The 18777-nt window shown below is 61.6% G+C and carries 15 protein-coding genes; 7 read left to right on the top strand and 8 right to left on the bottom strand.

The window, feature by feature from the left end; genetic code table 11:
* Positions 1-17: 17 nt before the first annotated feature.
* Positions 18-704 carry a response regulator gene (locus tag ACS13N_RS13860; protein WP_438932173.1) on the bottom strand — a complete coding sequence of 229 codons (687 nt, stop codon included), beginning with the start codon at positions 702-704 and terminating at the stop codon, positions 18-20.
* Between the two features lie 186 nt (positions 705-890).
* Here ACS13N_RS13860 and ACS13N_RS13855 point away from each other — a divergent pair, with 186 nt between their 5' ends.
* The 4 genes from ACS13N_RS13855 to ACS13N_RS13840 all read left to right on the top strand — a co-directional run bounded on the left by ACS13N_RS13855 (position 891) and on the right by ACS13N_RS13840 (position 3033).
* Positions 891-1166 (top strand): hypothetical protein, encoded by a 276-nt coding sequence (locus ACS13N_RS13855; protein WP_438932172.1) that lies wholly within the window; start codon positions 891-893, stop codon positions 1164-1166.
* Between the two features lie 44 nt (positions 1167-1210).
* A complete protein-coding gene (locus tag ACS13N_RS13850) occupies positions 1211-1495 on the top strand; it encodes a hypothetical protein (protein ID WP_438932171.1) in 285 nt (94 codons plus the stop codon).
* A 107-nt stretch (positions 1496-1602) separates the two neighbouring features.
* Positions 1603-1983, top strand: coding sequence for a hypothetical protein (locus ACS13N_RS13845; protein ID WP_438932170.1), 381 nt, complete (start codon positions 1603-1605; stop codon positions 1981-1983).
* 93 nt (positions 1984-2076) lie between these two features.
* Positions 2077-3033: a patatin-like phospholipase family protein gene (locus ACS13N_RS13840; protein ID WP_438932169.1), complete on the top strand. Its 957-nt coding sequence runs from the start codon at positions 2077-2079 to the stop codon at positions 3031-3033.
* Positions 3034-3097: 64 nt separating this feature from the next.
* On the opposite strand, the gene ACS13N_RS13835 is transcribed toward ACS13N_RS13840, so the two are convergent.
* The 5 genes from ACS13N_RS13835 to ACS13N_RS13815 form a co-directional block, all read right to left on the bottom strand.
* Positions 3098-3745 carry a C40 family peptidase gene (locus tag ACS13N_RS13835; protein WP_438932168.1) on the bottom strand — a complete coding sequence of 216 codons (648 nt, stop codon included), beginning with the start codon at positions 3743-3745 and terminating at the stop codon, positions 3098-3100.
* Between the two features lie 241 nt (positions 3746-3986).
* A complete protein-coding gene (locus ACS13N_RS13830; protein WP_438932167.1) occupies positions 3987-5642 on the bottom strand; it encodes an ABC transporter ATP-binding protein in 1656 nt (551 codons plus the stop codon).
* Positions 5639-6763: an ABC transporter permease gene (locus ACS13N_RS13825; protein ID WP_438932166.1), complete on the bottom strand. Its 1125-nt coding sequence runs from the start codon at positions 6761-6763 to the stop codon at positions 5639-5641. Before ACS13N_RS13825 ends, ACS13N_RS13830 begins: the two co-directional genes overlap by 4 nt.
* A 13-nt stretch (positions 6764-6776) precedes the next feature.
* Entirely contained in the window at positions 6777-7829 is a 1053-nt protein-coding gene (locus tag ACS13N_RS13820; RefSeq protein ID WP_438932165.1) for a microcin C ABC transporter permease YejB, read from the bottom strand.
* Between the two features lie 28 nt (positions 7830-7857).
* Positions 7858-9756 (bottom strand): extracellular solute-binding protein, encoded by a 1899-nt coding sequence (locus ACS13N_RS13815; protein WP_438932164.1) that lies wholly within the window; start codon positions 9754-9756, stop codon positions 7858-7860.
* 294 nt (positions 9757-10050) lie between these two features.
* Here ACS13N_RS13815 and fabI point away from each other — a divergent pair, with 294 nt between their 5' ends.
* Positions 10051-10845 carry an enoyl-ACP reductase FabI gene (gene fabI, locus ACS13N_RS13810; RefSeq protein WP_438932163.1) on the top strand — a complete coding sequence of 265 codons (795 nt, stop codon included), beginning with the start codon at positions 10051-10053 and terminating at the stop codon, positions 10843-10845.
* 182 nt (positions 10846-11027) lie between these two features.
* Positions 11028-11435, top strand: a complete 408-nt coding sequence (locus ACS13N_RS13805) for a hypothetical protein (protein WP_438932162.1) — start codon at positions 11028-11030, stop codon at positions 11433-11435.
* 70 nt (positions 11436-11505) lie between these two features.
* Here the strand turns inward: ACS13N_RS13805 and ACS13N_RS13800 are convergent, their stop codons facing one another.
* Positions 11506-12225, bottom strand: a complete 720-nt coding sequence (locus ACS13N_RS13800; protein WP_438932161.1) for a YjbE family putative metal transport protein — start codon at positions 12223-12225, stop codon at positions 11506-11508.
* A gap of 153 nt (positions 12226-12378) precedes the next feature.
* Positions 12379-13728 (bottom strand): hypothetical protein, encoded by a 1350-nt coding sequence (locus ACS13N_RS13795; protein WP_438932160.1) that lies wholly within the window; start codon positions 13726-13728, stop codon positions 12379-12381.
* A gap of 495 nt (positions 13729-14223) precedes the next feature.
* Between ACS13N_RS13795 and ACS13N_RS13790 the strand changes: the two genes are divergently transcribed.
* Positions 14224-18771 (top strand): Ig-like domain-containing protein, encoded by a 4548-nt coding sequence (locus tag ACS13N_RS13790; protein WP_438932159.1) that lies wholly within the window; start codon positions 14224-14226, stop codon positions 18769-18771.
* Positions 18772-18777 lie beyond the last annotated feature (6 nt).

Genomic DNA, 18777 nt, shown 5'->3' with positions numbered 1-18777 from the left:
AAATCAAAGTTAACGCGTTAATCGTCCAATAATCCGAGCTTTCTCGCTTCGTAAATAGCTTCCGCCTTGGACGTCACCTTGAGCTTGCTATAGATGCGGCGCACAAATGAGCGCACCGTGAAGTGGGACACCTGCATCAGCTTGGCGATTTCCTGCGCAGTAAAGCCTTTGGTGATGAGGTCCAGCACCTCTTTCTCACGCGCCGACAGCAGATCCGGCGCCGCGGCAGCCAGTTCGCGTGCCCCTCCGCCACCCTGGCGAAAACGGGCCAAGATCTGCCGGGCAATGATCGGGCTGATCGGGCTGCCGCCGCTGGCGAGGCTGCGGATCTCATCGAGCATCCGCGCCGGCGAGCTGTCCTTAAGCAGATAACCCGCCGCGCCGGCCTCAATCGAGCGCATCACGTTCGTCTCGTCGCCAAAGTTGGTGCTGACCATGATGCTGCAGCCAGGCCAGCGTTGCGCGGCTGCCTGAATGACGTCAATGCCAGAGCCATCCGGCAAGCCCAGATCGACCAGCAAGACATCCACCGGAGCCCCCTGCAGTATCGCCAACCCTTCGGCTCGCGTGCCGGCCTGCCCGGCCAGCCGCATATCCGGCGCCGTATTCACTGCATGACTGACTGCCGCGAGAAAACCGGCATCGTCCTCGACGATGGCGACGCGAATATGCGGCGGGGCTGAATCGGTGCGTGCAGTTTCCATGGGGAAATAAATGTACGACGGTTCAGGGCCGGCGATTGTAGCGCCTTTGTTCTACAGACACCGGGTACCGCATCACCGATATTCACGCTGATTTTTGAGACTCGGGAAACGGTCTTATCAACCTGCGGCTGTCGGTCGCAACGGCAACAGGTTCTCTCTCAATGCGACCTTCTAGGAGTCAATACCATGACGCAAATCGTTGGCGGTTGGACCGAATTCGATTATGAAATCACTGCCGAAGCCAAGGCGGTACTCAAGGAGGCCATCGGGAATCTCGTGGGTGTGCAATACACCCCGACGGCCTTTGCAACGCAGGTGGTTGCTGGCACCAACTACGCCTTCCTGTGCACCGGCACGACCACCTACATCACGCCGCACACGCAATTCCCGGCACTGGTCTATGTGCACAAGCCGCTGTCGGGCGGAGCACATCTGACCGAGATCCGCCACATCAAGCCCTAACCTTCAAAGATCGCTCTCAAGCGACGCCTTCAGGAGCAGAGCACATGGCTGGTTTCAAAGTGTTCAATGACTCAGACCAGAACATCTGGGTGACGATCTACGATCCGTTCGGCCAGCAGATCGGCTACGGCAACGTGGATAAGGGCAAAAGCCACGAGTTCACGTCAGGGTTCTATGCGATCGGCTCGAAGTACAAGCTGCTCGCCGAGTATCCGACCGCGGAACCGCACCGCTGGACGACCACGACCAACCAATACCTGACCAAGACGGACTACGACTCCATCCACTTGCGGGGTGATCCGTCGGGCGGGCACTGGCACAACCCTTGACCCCCTGCGTCCCAAAACCTAAGGCACCGCGAGGTGCCTTTTTTGATGCCGCCGAAAACAACGCCGCACGGAAACCGGCATCGCCAACATCGCCATTGGAGTCAACGATGCGTACACCGCTTCCAGTTGCCGTACTGCTTGCGCTCGCCCTGCCATCGACCGCGGCACTCGCGCTCAACATCTCAGTCAAGAACGAGACCAACAACTGTGCCTGGATCACGGTCTACAGCGCCGTTAGCCTGATGCCCTGGAATCAGCAGGACGCTCGCTTTATCAAACCCGGCGCCGTCGAAGACTTTCGCATTGCCAGAAAGGCTGATCTCAGAGTGCGCGCGGAAGTCAAAAGCTCTGCCGAATGCGGCAACACGCCGAATGTGGCGGATGTGCACGACTGGCGCAAAGGCCTCAAATTCACCGATGGCCCCAACTTCGACGCACGGGTCGTCAAAACGGGAGACGGGAAGTTCCATCTCTGGATTCACGACTGACGGCAGCGGCGCGCGCAGCCTGCCCTCGATCTTTGGCACAATGGCGGCCGGCCGCACACCTTCGCGCGGCACCTGGGCCCTCCAAGTCAATCCATGCAACGCCGCCTCTTTTTGGGCGCCACCGGCGCCTCCCTGCTCTCCGCCTGCACCGTGACGGGCTTTTCGTCCGGCAAGACTGAAACACCCGTGACACCGCAGACGGCCGTGCTGCCGCCCACATCCCAAGCCACCACCCCGCCGGTACGCATTGGGCTGGCGTTGGGTGGTGGTGCCGCGCGTGGTTTCGCGCACATCGGCGTCATCAAGATGTTGGAGGCACAAGGCATTCAGATCGATTTCGTTACCGGCACGAGCGCCGGTAGCGTGGTGGCGGCCATCTACGCGTCGGGCATGTCTGGCCTGGAAATGAACCGCATGGCGCTCAAGATGGACGAGGCCATGATTGCCGATTGGGCCCTGCCGTTCGGCACGCGCTTCGGCGGCTGGCTCAAGGGCGAGGCGTTGGAGAAGTACATCAACCGCCTCGTCAAGCAGAAGACCATCGAACAGATGCGCATTCCGCTGGGGATCGTCGCCACGGATCTGGCCAGCGGCAAGCCGATCCTGTTCCGCCGCGGCAATACCGGCCAGGCGGTGCGCGCGTCGTGCAGCATTCCTGGCGTGTTCCAGCCAGTCACGATCAGCGGCCGTCAGTATGTGGATGGCGGGTTGGTGGCACCGGTGCCGGTCTCGTACGTCAAGCAGATGGGCGCGACGTTCGTAATTGCGGTGAACATCTCGGCAGACCCCTCCAACCAGGCGGTCTCGGGTCAGGCCAGCATGCTGCTGCAGACGACGGCCATCATGGGCCAGAGCATCAACAAGACTGAGCTGGCACAAGCCGATGTGGTGATCACGCCGTCCTTGCCGTTTGTGAAGGGCAGCGACTTTACCGCGCGCAACGAGGCCATCCTCGCCGGCGAGCAAGCCGCGCAGGCCGCCATGCCCCTGCTGCGCGAAAAGCTGCGCTTGCCGCAGACCGCCGTGACCGCCCCGCTGCCGGCACACTGACGCAGGCTCGACGGGCAACAAAAAAGACCGCCGTAGCGGTCTTTTTTGTTTGGAGACGAGCGGATCAACCGCCGTATAGTGCCAGCGGCTTGCCAGCGGCATTCGGATCCACGCGCTTGAGCTGCTCGACAAAGTTGTCAGCGCCTTCCTTGATCGGGGTACCGGAGCTGCTCTCGATGCGACGTGCACCGTTGTAGCGCGTCACCCAGTACGAGGCGGTCATGTCATCCACGCGGATCTTGCTGCCGGTAGACGGTGCGTGCACGAACTTGTTGTCGCCAATGTAGATGCCGACGTGCGAGAACGTGTGGCGCATGGTGTTGAAGAACACCAGGTCGCCGGGGCGCAGTTCGGCCATGTCGACGCTGGTGCCAACGCGACTCATTTCAACAGCGCGGCGCGGCAGCAGGAAACCAAAGGTGTCGTTGAAGACGTAGCGGACAAAGCCGCTGCAGTCGAGGCCCGATTCCGGCGTGTTGCCGCCAAAACGGTAGCGCAGACCAATCATGCCCAGCGCGTTCATGACGACGTCGCCGGTTTTGGTCATGACGTTGGAGATGAGACCAGGCTTGGCTTCCGGCTTCGCGTCGGCACGAACTTCCGTGTCCTTGAAGACCGTATCAGCCTGCACTGCATTCGACACGATCACGCCGCAGCCGATCACAACCCCTACCGCCAGGCGCGCCATGGAATGAAGTACGAAGTGCTGCATCGGTTCTCCTGGGAAAGTCGGAATGATCGGCTCTTTATGCGTGAATGCAAATGAGACGCGTCCGAATCCTGCTCAAAACAATCTCGCAGGATGATAAAAGTGACACATTGACTTGTCAAAGGTCGTTACAAATTTGCCTGAATTCATATGCGAATCAGGTACTTAGACATGACTTTAGAAGCGCACTCTTACAACGCAGACCCGTCAAAACCGCACCTTTCTGGGGCGCTTCCGACCGTTTTTACGGGTTATCCCTCGACGGGATGAGCGAGGCGGCGGCCATCAGCTTGCAAGTGTAGGGGTGCGAGGGTGATGCCAACACGGCTTCCGTATCGCCCTCTTCCACCACTTTTCCGTCCTTCATCACCATCACGCGATGAGACATCGCACGGATGACGGCGAGGTCATGGCTGATGAATAGATACGACAGGTTGTACTTTTTCTGAAGGGCGCCAAGCAGTGCCAGTACCTGCTGCTGGATCGACACATCGAGTGCTGAAGTCGGCTCATCCAGCACCAGCACCTGCGGTTTGAGGATGAGCACGCGCGCAATGGCAATGCGCTGGCGTTGTCCGCCAGAGAACTCGTGGGGATAGCGCCCCAGCGCCGTGCGATCCAGCCCCACTTCGCGCAACGCTTCGATCACGCGATGCCGGCGCTCGGTCGGGTTCACGTGCGGCTGGTGCAGCGCGAGCCCTTCGCCGACGATCTCCTCGATCGTCATGCGCGGCGAGAGCGAGCCATAAGGGTCCTGAAACACCACCTGCATGCGTGCACGCACCGCGCGGCGCTCATCGCGCGAGATGCGCAGCAGCGAGTTGCCAAGAAAGCGCAGATCACCGTCCTTGGGCGTCTGCAGCCCGAGCAGCGTCTGCGCAAGCGTGGTCTTGCCGGAGCCCGATTCACCGACGATGCCCAGCGTCTCGCCTTCGCGCAATTGCAGCGAGACGGCATCGACCGCGGTGAACGGATCAGTGCGGAACCAGCCGGCAAACCCAGGACGATGGCGCTCGTAGGTCACCGTCAGCTTGTCGGCCTCGAGCAGCACGGGCGCCAGCGGCACCAGCGGCAGCACGTCGCGCTGCGGGCGGCTCTCCAGCAGGCGCACGGTGTACGGGTGTTGCGGGGCAGCGAATACGGCTGCAGTGTCACCGGCCTCGACCAGCACGCCCCGCTCCATCACGCCAACGCGCTCGGCGAAGGCACGCACCATGTTCAGGTCGTGCGTGATCAGCATGATGGCCATGCCGAATTCGCCTTGCAGCTCGCGCAGCAACTGCAGGATCTGCATGCGCACGGTCACGTCCAGCGCGGTGGTCGGCTCGTCTGCCAGCAGCAACTTGGGCGAGCACGCCAGCGCCATGGCAATCATCGCGCGCTGGCGCTGGCCACCCGAGAGTTGATGCGGGAAGGCATCAAAACGGCGCGGCGCCTCGGCAATACCCGTGCGCTCCAGTAACGCAATGGCGCGTGCCTTGGCGGCGCGCTTATCCAGCCCTTCATGCAACTCCAGCGTCTCGACGATCTGGTTGCCGATGGAGTACAGCGGGTTGAGCGCCGTCATTGGCTCCTGGAACACCATGGCCACGTCGGCGCCGCGCAGGCCACGCATCTCGCGCTCGCTGACGGCCAGCAGGTCGCGGCCTTCGAGCAGGATGCGGCCGCTGTATTGCGCGTCGGCCAGCAGGCGCATGATCGACAGCGCTGTGACCGACTTGCCGGAGCCCGACTCGCCCACCAGCGCGAAACGCTCGCCGGCATGCAAGTCGAGCGAGACATTCTTGACGGCTTCGGTGGTCTCGCCGTGTTCGGATTCAAAGTGCACGCACAGGTCATCGAGCCGCAGCAGCGGGCCGTCGTACTTGGGCGCAGAGGAACGCAGATCGACGCGGGTCATTTCACCACCGTCGGTTTCTGGCGCGCGCGCAGCTGCGCGAACGACAGGCGCGTGTCGAAGGCGTCGCGCAGCGCGTCGCCCATGAAGGTCAGCAGCACGAGGGTCAGCACGAGCACCACGAAGGTCGACAGCGAAATCCACCATGCATCGAGATTGGCTTTGCCCTGCGCCAGCAGCTCGCCAAGACTGGGCGTGGATGGCGGCACGCCCAGGCCGAGAAAGTCAAGGCTGGTCAGCGCCAGGATGGCCGCACTCATGCGGAACGGCAGGAATGTAATGACCGGCGTCAGGCTGTTGGGCATGATGTGGCGCCACATGATCTGCCAACTGGACAGCCCCATCGCCCGCGCGGCCTTCACGTAGTCGAGCGAGCGGTTGCGATAGAACTCGGCGCGCACATAGTCGGACAGACTCATCCAGCCGAACAGCGACAGCAGGATGATCAGCAGTCCGAGACTCGGCGTGAAGATCGATGCAAAGATGATCAGCAGGTAAAGCTCCGGCATCGAGCTCCAGACCTCGATCAGCCGCTGCGCCCACAGATCAAAGCGCCCGCCAAAGAAGCCCATCAGCGCGCCGGTAAGCGTACCGACAACCACGCCGATCAGCGTAAGCGCCAGCCCGAACAGCACCGACACCCGGAAGCCGTATAGCAACCGCGCAAATACATCACGGCCGCGGTCGTCGGTGCCCAGCCAGTTCTCGGCAGAGGGTGGCGCAGGGTTGGGCTCCTTCGAGAAGTAGTTCAGCGTCTCGTATGAATACGGATTGGGCGGGTAGATCGCAAAGCTGCCCGGCTCCTTGAATTTGTCGCGGATGTACGGATCGAGGTAGTCCGTGGGCGTCGGGAAGTCGCCACCGAAGGTCGTCTCGGGATAGGTCTTCACAATGGGGAAATACCACGTGCCGTGGTACTTCACCACCAGCGGCTTATCGTTCGAGATGAGCTCGCCGCCCATGCTGAGCACGAACAGCACAACGAACAGGATCAGGCTCCAGTAACCCAATCGATGCTGCTTGAAGCGCCGCCACGCGCGCTTGAGCGGCGACGGGGAGTGGCGCACCGCATGCGGCGCCGCCACGTTGGATGGATGTGCGGAAGCGCGGGAGTACTGAGTCATATTACCTGCCCGCCTATCGCCCGACCGAGCCAAAGTGGATGCGTGGATCGACCAGCACGTAGCACACGTCAGAGATCAATCGCGTCGCCAGCCCGATCAGCGTGAACAGGTACAGCGTACCGAGCACGACGGGGTAGTCACGGCGCATCACCGCCTCGTACGACAGCAAGCCCATGCCGTCGAGCGAGAACAGTTGCTCGATCAGCAGCGAGCCCGTGAAGAACGCACCGATAAAAGCCGCCGGAAATCCGGTCACCAGCGGCAGCAGTGCGTTGCGGAAGATGTGCTTCCACAGCACGCGCCGCTCCGACAGACCCTTGCTACGCGCGGTCAGCACGTACTGCTTGCGAATCTCCTCCAGAAACGCGTTCTTCGTCAGCATGGTGATGACGGCAAAGCTGCCTACCACGGATGCCGTCACGGGCAATGCGATATGCCAGAGATAGTCCGTCACCTTACCGAGCAGGCTGAGCTGATCCCAGTTATCAGACGTGATGCCGCGAATCGGAAACCACTGGAAAAACGTGCCGCCGCCAAACAGCACCAGCAACAGCACGCCCAGCACGAAGCCCGGAATGGCGTACCCGACCAGCACGATGATGCTCGTCACCAGATCAAATCGACTGCCCGCCCGCACCGCCTTGGCGATGCCGAGCGGCACCGCTATCAGATACGTAAGGAAAAACGTCCACAGCCCGATCGAAATCGACACCGGCAGTTTGGACTTGATGAGCTCCCACACACTGCGGTGCTGGAAGTAGCTCTCGCCAAGATCAAAGCGCGCAAAGCGGCCCAGCATCAGGAAGTAGCGCTCGACCGGCCCCTTGTCGAAGCCATATAGCGCGCGGATCTCCTTGATCTTCTCCGGGTCGACACCGCGGCGGCCGCGGTAGTCGAACGCGCCCCCGCCACTGGCCTCACCCACACCGGTGCGCCCTTTCATCTCCAGCATCATCTGCTCGACCGGCCCACCGGGCACGAACTGGACCACCACAAAGGTGAGCGTGACCACGCCAATGAGCGTCGGAATCAGGAGCAGCAGCCGTTTGATCAGGTAGGCAAACATGATGTCACCGATGCGGTCATTGGGCGGCTCATTGGGCAGATTCAGGCTTGCGCCACCAGGCCGTCAGCACCCAGGCCTCGGCCGAGTAGTAGTACGGCAGGCGGTCCGGATACATCAGGTTCTTGTTGTAAGCGACGCGATGCACGGCCGAGTACCAGTGCGGAATCACGTAGTAGCCATGCATCAGCACGCGGTCGAGCGCGCGCGAGGCGATCACCAGCTCGTCGCGGCTGTTGGCGCGCAGCACGTCGTCGATCAGCGCATCCACGGCGGCCGACTTCAGGCCGATCACGTTGTCGGAGCCCTGCTCGTCGGCTGCCGCAGTGCCAAAGCGATCCTTCAGCTCGTTGCCAGGGCTCTGCGAATCGGGAAAGCGCAGCGAGATCATGTCGAAGTCGAATTCTTCCAGCCGCTTCTGGTACAGCGTGAAATCGGTCATACGCTGGTTGACCTGAATGCCGAGCTTCTCCAGATTGCGCACATATGCCGCCATGACACGGCTCATTGCCCCGCCATCATCGAGCATCTCGAAGACGAACGGCTCGCCACGGGCGTTACGCAGCGCGCCGTCAGAGTACATCCAGCCGGCCTGGGCCAGCAGGCGTCGCGCCTGGCGCAGGTTGTCCCGCAATGAACTGGGCGGGTCCGTCGATGGCGGTGCCGGCAGGACGCCGAACACGTCCGGATCGAGCTTGCTGCGCAACGGCTCCAGCAGCGCCAGCTCGCCCTTGCTTGGCTCGCCGGTGAGCGAATCGGAGGCGGCCAACTCGCTGTTGGTGAAATAGCTGTCGAGCCGGCGATACGCGCCATAGAACAGTTGGCGATTGAGCCATTCGAAATCCAGCGCCAACGTGAGCGCCTTGCGCACCCGCACGTCATGGAACAGCGGCCGGCGCAGGTTCATCAGGAAACCCTGCATGCCCGCACCGTTGCGATGCGGGAATTCGCTCTTGACGAGTTCGCCGCTGCGGAACTTCACGCCTACATAACTCTTGGCCCAGTTCTTGGCGAGGTACTCGACCATGGCGTCGTACTCGCCGGCCTTGAACGCCTCCAGGCGCGCGGTCTGGTCCTTGTAAAGCTTGTACTGGATGCGCTCAAAGTTGAACGAGCCACGGCGCACGTTCAGATCACGACCCCAGTAGTCCGGATTACGACGGAAGGTGATGCCACGCGACGGGTCAAAACGCTCGATGACGTAGGGGCCGCTAGCAATCGGGGGCTGAAACGTGAGCTTGTCGAAAACGACATCCTTGCCCCCATCCGGATCGTCCGGCTTGCCGCTGCCCTTGCCCCACTTGGGCGAGAACACCGGCAGCCCGCCAACGATCAACGGCAGCTCCTTGTTGCGGCGCTTGAAGTCGTAGCGGATGGTGGCGGCATCCACCACCGTGACCTTCGACACATCTGCAGTCATGCTGCGATAGGCGGGGCTGGCGCCCTTGCCCATCAGCATGTCGTAGGAGTACTTCACATCGGACGCACGTACCAGATCGCCGTTGGAGAAACGCGCGCGCGGGTTGATATGGAACGTGACCGAGAGTTCATCGGGTGCGACCGTCACGTCGTCAGCCAGCAGGCCGTAGCCGCTGGCGGTCTCATCCCAGCTCGTGATGAGCAGGGTCTCGAACACGAGCTGGTTGAGCCCCGGCGCAGACGTCCCCTTGATGGTGAACGGATTGAACTTGTCGAAGCTCGTGCGCCGGTCGGGGTTGCCGAGCAGCAGCATGCCGCCAATGGGCGCCTTCGGATTCAGGTAGCCGAAGTTCGAGAAACCGGCGGGATATTTGAGATCGCCGTATTCCGCGTAGCCATGTGCCGCCCAGGCCGGCGCGGCACAGAGGGTCGCCGCCAGGCAAGCCAGCGCCGCGAGGAGTGGTCTATATGGCCGCCAGTACGGCTTCTGTACCGCTGCAAGTACGTCCATTGCCCCCGTTGTCCCTACGCGTTGATCCGACGATCACTGTATGAAAGCCTGTTTCAGACGATTCTAACGCCCTCTCAGGGCTTTCCCGTCAATTCCGGCCCGGGGATCGTCCCGCATTGACAAGGTTGATATGGCAACGAATACAGCACATACGACAGCGCCCAAATGCGGAGGCGCCCAGCGCTTTCCGGTATGATCGCGCCGACCCTAATTGCCTCGCGCCCGGGATACCGCTGCTGAGTGACCGCAGTGACATACCGGCGCGACGTTGCCCCACATTTGTACGGAGAAACCATGGGATTCCTCGCTGGCAAGCGCATTCTGATTACCGGCCTTCTGTCCAACCGCTCGATCGCCTACGGCATCGCCAACGCCTGCAAGCGCGAAGGCGCCGAGTTGGCCTTCACCTACGTCGGCGAACGCTTCAAGGACCGCATTACTGAATTCGCCAACGAGTTCGACAGCAAGCTGGTGTTCGACTGCGACGTCGGCAGCGATGAGCAGATCGCCAAGGTGTTCGAAGACCTGGGCCAGCACTGGGGCCACTTCGACGGCCTGGTGCACTCGATCGGCTTTGCACCGCGCGAAGCAATTGCCGGCAACTTCATGGATGGTCTGTCGCGTGAGTCGTTCCGCATCGCGCACGACATCTCGGCGTACAGCTTCCCGGCGCTGGCCAAGGCTGCCCTGCCGATGCTCTCGCCCAATGCCTCGCTGCTCGCCCTGACCTACCTGGGCGCCGAGCGCATCGTCCCGAACTACAACACGATGGGCCTGGCCAAGGCCTCGCTGGAAGCCGGCGTGCGTTACCTGGCCGGCGCGCTGGGCCCGAAGGGCATCCGCGCCAACGGCATCTCGGCCGGCCCGATCAAGACGCTGGCCGCCTCGGGCATCAAGGATTTCGGCAAGCTGCTCAAGTACATGGAAGACGTGGCCCCGCTGCGCCGTAACGTCACCATCGAAGAAGTCGGCAACGTGGCTGCGTTCCTGCTGTCGGACCTGGCAAGCGGTGTGACCGGTGAGATCACCTACGTCGACTGCGGCTTCAACGTGACCGCGGGTGTGCCGGAGAGCGTCGGCCAAGGCTGATTACCCGACACGGGTAGCGGCCATCTCCAGATGGCCGCGCAAACAGGCTCGCCCTCAGCGGGTCAAGCGCGGCGAGACTGAACGAAGAATCGGAATATTCTCGATTTCAGCCTCAACGCAAGAAATTTGTAACTGCGCAGTTACAATCTGAGGCCATCCAAGCCTGGTAAACAGGAACCACGATGCGCCTCACCATTCGCTTTCTGGACGAAGCTGGAAACATCGTTTTCCGATACCAGTTAGCCACCTCCTCAAGCGCGCTGCATCAAGCTGCGCGAGCACATACCCTCCGCTATCGCAAGCATGGCGTCAACTGGGCGCTCGATTTTCTATCCGAGCTTGGCGCGCAATGCGCATTGGCCATCGAAGCTGGCAACGGGCAAGACGAGATTGCGCAATCCGCGGTAGACATCGCGATGTCGGCGTTTCTCATCGACACACTCTTCGGCGGCATTGCACCGCAGGCGTTCTTGCGCGGCGATTTGCTCATCACCATCCTCGACGATCACACCACAACGTTCCAGCGCATCACTTCTGGCCCGGCCATATCCGACGTCGATTCGCCCTACCGTGCGGGTGCACGTGCCTGACGCCACGCGCGAGCCCATATGCAAACGGGACCCGATTGGGTCCCGTTTTTGTCGATGGCCTTGATGGCTGTCAGTCTGCAGCAGGCATCTCTGCATTGCCCCGCGCATTGAGTCGATACCCAATGCCCACCACCAGCAGCGCACCCATCGCACCCGCCACATAGGGAAGCCACGGCTGCGAAGGAACCCAGCGAGCGACAAATGCGTCGCCGAGAATCAATCCAGCGGCAATCCAGCCCAGCAACGCAGCACCCAGCGTGACCACGCTCGGGAAGCGATCGAAAATCTTCAGCACCAGATGGCTGCCCCAGACGATGATCGGGATACTGACCAGCAGGCCAAACACGATCAGTGCGTAGCGCTGCGCACCGCTGGCGGCTTCAGCGGCGGCGGCCACACCAATGACGTTGTCCAGGCTCATCACGGCGTCGGCAACCACAATCGTCTTGATGGCTGCCAATAGCTTGCCGGAAGACGGGATATTCGGGTCACCCTCATCGTTGTCCGTGATCAGCTTGATGCCGATCCAGAGCAGCATCAGCCCGCCGGCCAGCTTGAGCAACGGCACGTCGAGCAGCAGTACCGCCACCGAGACAAACGCCACGCGCAGAAGAATGGCACCACCCGTGCCCCACCAGATGGCACGACTGCGCTGATGCACAGGCAGGTTTCGGCAGGCCAGCGCAATGATGACGGCGTTGTCACCGCCCAATAGGATGTCGATGAGGATGATCTGAAGCACCGCGCTCCATTGCGTGGCCATCAGAAATTCAGATACGAGGTCGAACATGACTGTCCTTCAAGAATCGTTGTCCTGGGCGATTGTGGTCGTGCCCGCTTGAATTGCCGATGGGACACGCACCAAACCGGCACATACTTGTACTAATTTCGTCTCGCACGGTGGCGGCCTGCCCAGCGGATGAGCGTACTGACGCGACAGTGTTTAGCCTGTGTGATGCGGAGGCTGCTCAGCCTCCAGCAGCACTACGTCGCTATAGATGTGCAGATCACCGTACGAATCCACCTCAGACAATGCTGCGGACTGAGACAGTGCCTCATGGACAGCCACCTCATCGAGTGGCAGCAAGACATCGCTTTCGGCTTGCCCGCCGCCGTCAAGAACTGGCGCCCAGCTGTCGGCCAGCAACCCGTCCAGGCGCAATGCGTCCAAACCGCGCTCCGTTGAGGGACCTTCTGCGGCAGGCCCTGTGCCCTCGGCTTGAGTCAGCCGCATGGCGAGGCCGCTGAAATCCATCGCGAGATCCTGTTGTGTCAGATCGACGAGCAGGCTGACGGTGGGAGTCACAGGTTCAACCTGCCGTTGCGCATCGGCTTGCTGGCCGTGCAATTCATCATGACTGACGTGCAGGCCGGTCTGGGCGATGCCGTGATCTTCAGCACGGGGGTGGAGACTGTCGGCGACGGCTTCGGGTTCGACAACAAGTCGCATGGGGGCTGTGGGCTGGCCGCCGTTGATCCGCAGCATCAACTCGTGTGTACCGGCCGAGAGAGGCGCGTCAAGCGGGTACGCCCAGTTGCCATCAGCATCAGCGACTGTGCTGCCAATCGATTCGCTGCCGTCAAGGATCTGCACGATGGCACCGCTTGGTGCGCGCCCGGTCAGGTGTGGGATGGCATGTTCCAATTGGATGGTGCCTTCCGATACCGAGGCGGGGTACTCCATCGAATGCGGTCCGACACCTCGCGAGTCCGCCGTTGCAGGTAGCGCTGGCGCCCCCCTCCTGTCGGTTGTCGCTGCCGGCAGGATTTCGTCCAGCGCGCTGCGTTGCTCCAAACTCCAGGCACGCGTTGCATTGAGCCGCTGCGCTTCGATTGGTCGATTGTTGCTCTCTCGAACGCCCGCCTCAGCGGGTGGTAGCGCTGTGTCCTGAACCTGGGAGACGGAGATATGTGGAGGCAACTCTGCTTGCGACACATCAGCCGCCTTCAGCACGCTGGAAGTACTAGCCGGGCTTGGGCTGGCTACCGTCACCTCCCCCTGCTCTGCGGCCAGCCGGTCCTTGCCATATACCGTCAGCGCGTGGACGTCGGCGACATGAGGCCGGGTGGCCAGGGGCACCCAGTGCCCGGCCACATAGGCGCGCGTGCTACCGGTCGGCAAGGTGTTGTCGTAAGTGTCAAAGCCACCGTCGAATGGCGCTGCTTCGGTCAAGTGCGGCCAGCCATTCTCCTGGTTCAATTGATTGCCGGTGCCATAAGGCATGTTGAATGCCGCATTGTGCGCTGCATCGTCCTGCCTGTTCTGCGGTGTGCTGGCCACATCTTTCTTCATGAGTGTTCCTCTGCGCCAAGACTGGATAGGTCGTAGGTGAGCCGGGGAATGGTCCTGCTTGTGAAGGGTGTGTCCTGCCAGCTCCGTAGCGGTGGAAATGTGTATTTCCCCCGTTCGGCGATATTTTCTTTTTCGAGCGGGGTCCCGTATCTATGACTTGAACGAAACAACATCGGACCAGAACGAATCTCTGATCGCATTGCAGTCAAGACTGCCTACAGGTAAAGCCGTCGACTACTGAGGCCATATGAGGGCAAAACCCCGGCCCGTAAGCGCCGCATCAGCAGGTTCCACGTCAAGCGCGCACAAGGTTGGACTTTGGGATGCTCACCCCGAGCAGTTTCATACCCGTCCTATCCATCTCCAGTTCTGTCCCATTTCCTCAAATGGGTTCCACCGAGAGAATCCCTCACGTACTAAAGGCCCGCAAAGGGTCTCCCTCATCTCTCGGGCCGTGGCATCAGCAAACGGGCACCCATTCAGTCAGGATTCGCTGTGGAAACAAACACCATCAAACTGGCCGTCATTCAAGGCAAGACCATCACCGAAACCGCTGAGCTGCACGGCGGCAAATCAGGTTCGGTCAAAGTGCGCGCCCCCAAAGGCGGCAAGTTCGTCCTGGTGGATGCGCAAACAGCACACGCGCCCGAAAACATCACGATCAAGCGCGTGGGCAAGAACCTGCATCTGGCCCTGGAAGGCGACGAACTGGATGTGCCGTCGTTGATCGTGGAAGACTTTTACGGCAGCGAGGGGCAACTGCTCGGCCTGGGCGAGGACGGTTCGTACTACGAATACGTCGCGGCCGATGGCGAAGCGGACCACGAGGCCGCCATGCTGCCCGATGGGTCGGATTCGGCACAGGTGCTGGGCACCGACAAGCTGGACGTGGCTGCGGCGGCAGAGTCGACAAACAACGCCTTCGTTCCACTGCTGCTGGGCACCAGTGCATTGCTGGCCGCGCTGCTGATTCGAGGCGGCCACTCGGATGAGCCGGCACCGCCACGGCCGACGATCGAAGAAGTGCACGTGCAAACAGCGGCAAGCCCCGCGCGCATTGCCAGCGGAGATCTGACCAACGACAACGCGCCTGCCGCGATGGGCAACGGCTCGCGCGCCGCCAACCTGATCGAGGTGTCGGTCGATGGCCAAACCGTCGGCCAGACGGTCGTGGATGCGGACGGCATCTGGCGCTTTACGTTTGATCCGCCGCTGGCCGATGGCCACCACAGCGTGACGGTGCGCGAGCAAGGTCCGAACGGTAAATGGAGCGAGCCCTCCGCGGCGTTCGATCTGGTGGTGGATACGATCCCGCCCGACGCCCCCGTCATCGAGACCGTGATGGACAACACCGACCCAGTGACCGGCGACGTGCCAAACAACGGCTACACGAACGACGTGCGCCCGGTGCTTTCAGGCACGGCAGAGAAGAACAGCATCGTGACGATTTACAACGGTACCGAGGCGCTGGGCACAGCCATCACCGATGAGAACGGCCAGTGGACCTTCACCGTGCCGTCGGACCTAGCTGACCGTACGCATCAGTTCACCGCAACGGCCACCGATGCAGCGGGCAATGTGTCCACGCCGTCTGACGCGTACACGGTGATCGTGGACACGACGGTGGACGCCCCCGTCATTGCCGGTTGGCTTGATGACGTGACGGGTGGTCTGATCGGCAACATCGCCTCCGGTGGCCTGAGCAACGACAACCGACCAGTGATCAGTGGCACCGGCGAGGCTGGTGCGGTGGTGACGATCTACGACAACAACACCGTCATCGGGTCTGCCATCGTGCAAGCGGATGGCACATGGTCGCTTGAGGTCACCGTGCCGCTGGCTGAAGGCAGCCACACGCTGACAGCGACCCAAGTAGACAAGGCGGGCAATGCCAGCACGGTGTCGGCAGGTTATGAGATGACCGTCGACACGATGGTGGACGCCCCCGTCATTACGGGTTGGCTCGATGATGTGGCCGGTGGACTGGTTGGCAATATCGCTTCCGGTGGTCTGAGCAACGACAACCGCCCGGTGATCAGTGGCACGGGCGAGGCTGGTGCGGTGGTGTCGATCTACGACAACGGTACGGTCATCGGCACGGCCATCGTGCGGGCGGATGGTTCGTGGTCGTTTGAAGTCGGCACGCCGTTGGCGGACGGCAATCACGCGCTGACCGCGACCCAGGTAGATCAAGCAGGCAACGCCAGCCCGGCGGCGTCCAGCTATGAGATGACCGTCGACACGATGGTGGACGCCCCTGTCATTACCGGTTGGCTCGATGACGTGGCCGGTGGGTTGGTCGGCAACATTGCTTCCGGCGGCCTGAGCAACGACAACCGCCCAGTGATCAGCGGTACGGGCGAAGCCGGTGCGGTGGTGTCGATCTACGACAACGGTACGGTCATCGGCACGGCCATCGTGCAGGCGGATGGTTCGTGGTCGTTTGAAGTCGGCACGCCGTTGGCGGACGGCAATCACGCGCTGACCGCGACCCAGGTGGATCAGGCAGGCAACGCCAGCCCGGCGGCGTCCAGCTATGAGATGACCGTCGATACGACGGCGGACGCTCCTGTCATTACCGGTTGGCTTGATGATGTGACGGGTGGTCTGATCGGCAACATCGCCTCCGGTGGCCTGAGCAACGACAACCGACCAGTGATCAGTGGCACGGGCGAGGCTGGTGCGGTGGTGACGATCTACGACAACAACACGATCATCGGCACGGCCATCGTGCAGGCAGATGGCACGTGGTCGTTTGAGGTCACCATGCCGCTGAGTGACGGCGACCACGCGCTGACAGCGACCCAAGTAGACAAGGCGGGCAATGCCAGCACGGTGTCGGCAGGTTATGAAATGACCGTGGATACGACGGTGGACGCCCCTGTCATTACCGGTTGGCTCGATGACGTGGCCGGTGGGTTGGTCGGCAACATCGCCTCTGGTGGTCTGAGCAACGACAACCGCCCGGTGATCAGTGGTACGGGCGAAGCCGGCGCGGTGGTGTCGATCTACGACAACAACACGATCATCGGCACGGCCATCGTGCGGGCAGATGGCACGTGGTCATTTGATGTCGTCACGCCGCTGAGTGAGGGCAACCACACACTGACCGCGACCCAGGTGGATCAAGCGGGCAATGCCAGCACGGTGTCGGCCAGCTATGAGATGGCCGTCGATACGACGGTGGACGCTCCTGTCATTACCGGTTGGCTCGATGACGTGGCCGGTGGGTTGGTCGGCAACATTGCTTCCGGCGGCCTGAGCAACGACAACCGCCCGGTGATCAGTGGTACGGGCGAAGCCGGTGCTGTGGTCTCGATCCACGACAACGGCACAGTCATCGGCACGGCCATCGTGCAGGCAGATGGCACGTGGTCATTTGACGTCGTCACGCCGCTGGCTGAAGGCAATCACACGCTGACCGCCACCCAGGTAGATCAGGCTGGCAATACCAGCGCAGTGTCGGCGGGTTATGAGATGACCGTAGATACGGTGCCGCCGACCGCTCCGGTAATCGTGACAGTGATCGACGACACGGCCCCGGTAACTGGCGACGTGCCAAACAACGGCTACACGAACGACGTGCGACCGACCCTCTCAGGCACAGCTGAGAAGAACAGCGTGGTCACCATCTATGACGGCGTGAATGCGCTGGGTACCGCGATTGCGGATGCCGGTGGCAACTGGACCTTCAACGTACCGGCCGATTTGGAGGACAGCACCCACCAGTTCACCGCCACAGCAACCGATGCTGCAGGCAACATCTCGGACCCGAGCGCTGGGTACGCGGTCATTGTCGACACGGTGATGCCCGACGCCCCGGTCATCACGTCGATGGTGGATGGAAGAGGTCTGCACACCGGACACGTCGATAGTGGCGGGGCCATGGACGACACGTCGCCCGAAATCAAAGGCACGGGAAATGCCGGCTCCGTGATCCATCTCTACGATCAAAACGGATTGCTGGGCTCGACCATTGTGGCGTCAGATGGAAGCTGGACGTTCACGCCGAGCGCCCCCGGTTTGGCATCCGGGGCGCATCAAATCTATGCGACTGCAACGGGTCCTTCCGGGCTAACGAGCGATGCCTCGACTGCGTATGCGATGACCATTGAACCGGATTTGACCACCTGGGGTTTTGATGACGGCACCCTGCAGGGATGGACCGCGCATGGTGAATATGCGAAAGACGATGGGTGGACCACCGTAGAGCCCGGATACTTCTATGCTCGAACAGGAGGCGGCTCAAATTGGGGTGGCCCCGTGCTTTCAATCACGGTGGATGTCATCGCAGGAGAAACCTACACGTTCTCGTTCACCTCGTGGAACCCGTCCGGTGTCGGCCGTTCGTTGGCGGATCTGAGTCTCGTTGTCGACGGCGTGGATGTGATCACAGGCGTGCGCCCCGTTTCGGGGGCTCCACGCGTTACCAGCGAAGGCACCTTCACCGCCACTACAACCGGGACCATCACGGTCCAGTTTGTGAATGGTGAATCCGATTTCTGGGGCAATGACTTCGCCATCACCGACATCACCATGAGGGGCCCTGACGTTGGCCCGGGAACCCACAGCGTCGACTCAAACGCTGCCGCACATGACGACGTCAGCGCCACCAGTGATGCGCAGTCCATCGCAACAACAGAAACCGACGGCAATGATGCTGCGGACGAAACCCATGCACCGGGGCTGCCTGAAGACGACAAAACCACTCACACCTTGTCTGGCCAGGCAGTAGTTGAGGACTCTACTGACGTATCCGACGGAAACCGCATCCTCAACTTGTCTTTGGGCGATGTGCTGGAGCAAGGCAGCCCCAACCTGTTCGTCAACGACGGCCGCACGCAGATGATGGTCAAAGGAAATGCGGGAGATGTCGTCCAGTTGTCAGATCTGCTGCCTGATGGCGGGGACGTTGGCGATTGGGCGCAGCAGTCAGGTACCGTCACCGTGGATGCCGTGCAGTACAACATCTACTACCACAGCGGTTTGAACGCGGAATTGCTGGTGCAAACGGGTGTCCAGACCACCCTGGACAATCACTGATATGGA

It is taken from the genome of Ralstonia sp. 24A2 (assembly GCF_051783885.1).
Taxonomy (GTDB): Bacteria; Pseudomonadota; Gammaproteobacteria; order Burkholderiales; family Burkholderiaceae; genus Ralstonia.
This window is presented reverse-complemented; position numbering and strand designations above follow the sequence as displayed.

Coding starts and splice junctions, on each gene's coding strand:
- ACS13N_RS13860 (WP_438932173.1), bottom strand. CDS start 704: ATGGAAACTGCACGCACCGATTCAGCCCCGCCGCATATTCGCGTCGCC.
- ACS13N_RS13855 (WP_438932172.1), top strand. CDS start 891: ATGACGCAAATCGTTGGCGGTTGGACCGAATTCGATTATGAAATCACT.
- ACS13N_RS13850 (WP_438932171.1), top strand. CDS start 1,211: ATGGCTGGTTTCAAAGTGTTCAATGACTCAGACCAGAACATCTGGGTG.
- ACS13N_RS13845 (WP_438932170.1), top strand. CDS start 1,603: ATGCGTACACCGCTTCCAGTTGCCGTACTGCTTGCGCTCGCCCTGCCA.
- ACS13N_RS13840 (WP_438932169.1), top strand. CDS start 2,077: ATGCAACGCCGCCTCTTTTTGGGCGCCACCGGCGCCTCCCTGCTCTCC.
- ACS13N_RS13835 (WP_438932168.1), bottom strand. CDS start 3,745: ATGCAGCACTTCGTACTTCATTCCATGGCGCGCCTGGCGGTAGGGGTT.
- ACS13N_RS13830 (WP_438932167.1), bottom strand. CDS start 5,642: ATGACCCGCGTCGATCTGCGTTCCTCTGCGCCCAAGTACGACGGCCCG.
- ACS13N_RS13825 (WP_438932166.1), bottom strand. CDS start 6,763: ATGACTCAGTACTCCCGCGCTTCCGCACATCCATCCAACGTGGCGGCG.
- ACS13N_RS13820 (WP_438932165.1), bottom strand. CDS start 7,829: ATGTTTGCCTACCTGATCAAACGGCTGCTGCTCCTGATTCCGACGCTC.
- ACS13N_RS13815 (WP_438932164.1), bottom strand. CDS start 9,756: ATGGACGTACTTGCAGCGGTACAGAAGCCGTACTGGCGGCCATATAGA.
- fabI (WP_438932163.1), top strand. CDS start 10,051: ATGGGATTCCTCGCTGGCAAGCGCATTCTGATTACCGGCCTTCTGTCC.
- ACS13N_RS13805 (WP_438932162.1), top strand. CDS start 11,028: ATGCGCCTCACCATTCGCTTTCTGGACGAAGCTGGAAACATCGTTTTC.
- ACS13N_RS13800 (WP_438932161.1), bottom strand. CDS start 12,225: ATGTTCGACCTCGTATCTGAATTTCTGATGGCCACGCAATGGAGCGCG.
- ACS13N_RS13795 (WP_438932160.1), bottom strand. CDS start 13,728: ATGAAGAAAGATGTGGCCAGCACACCGCAGAACAGGCAGGACGATGCA.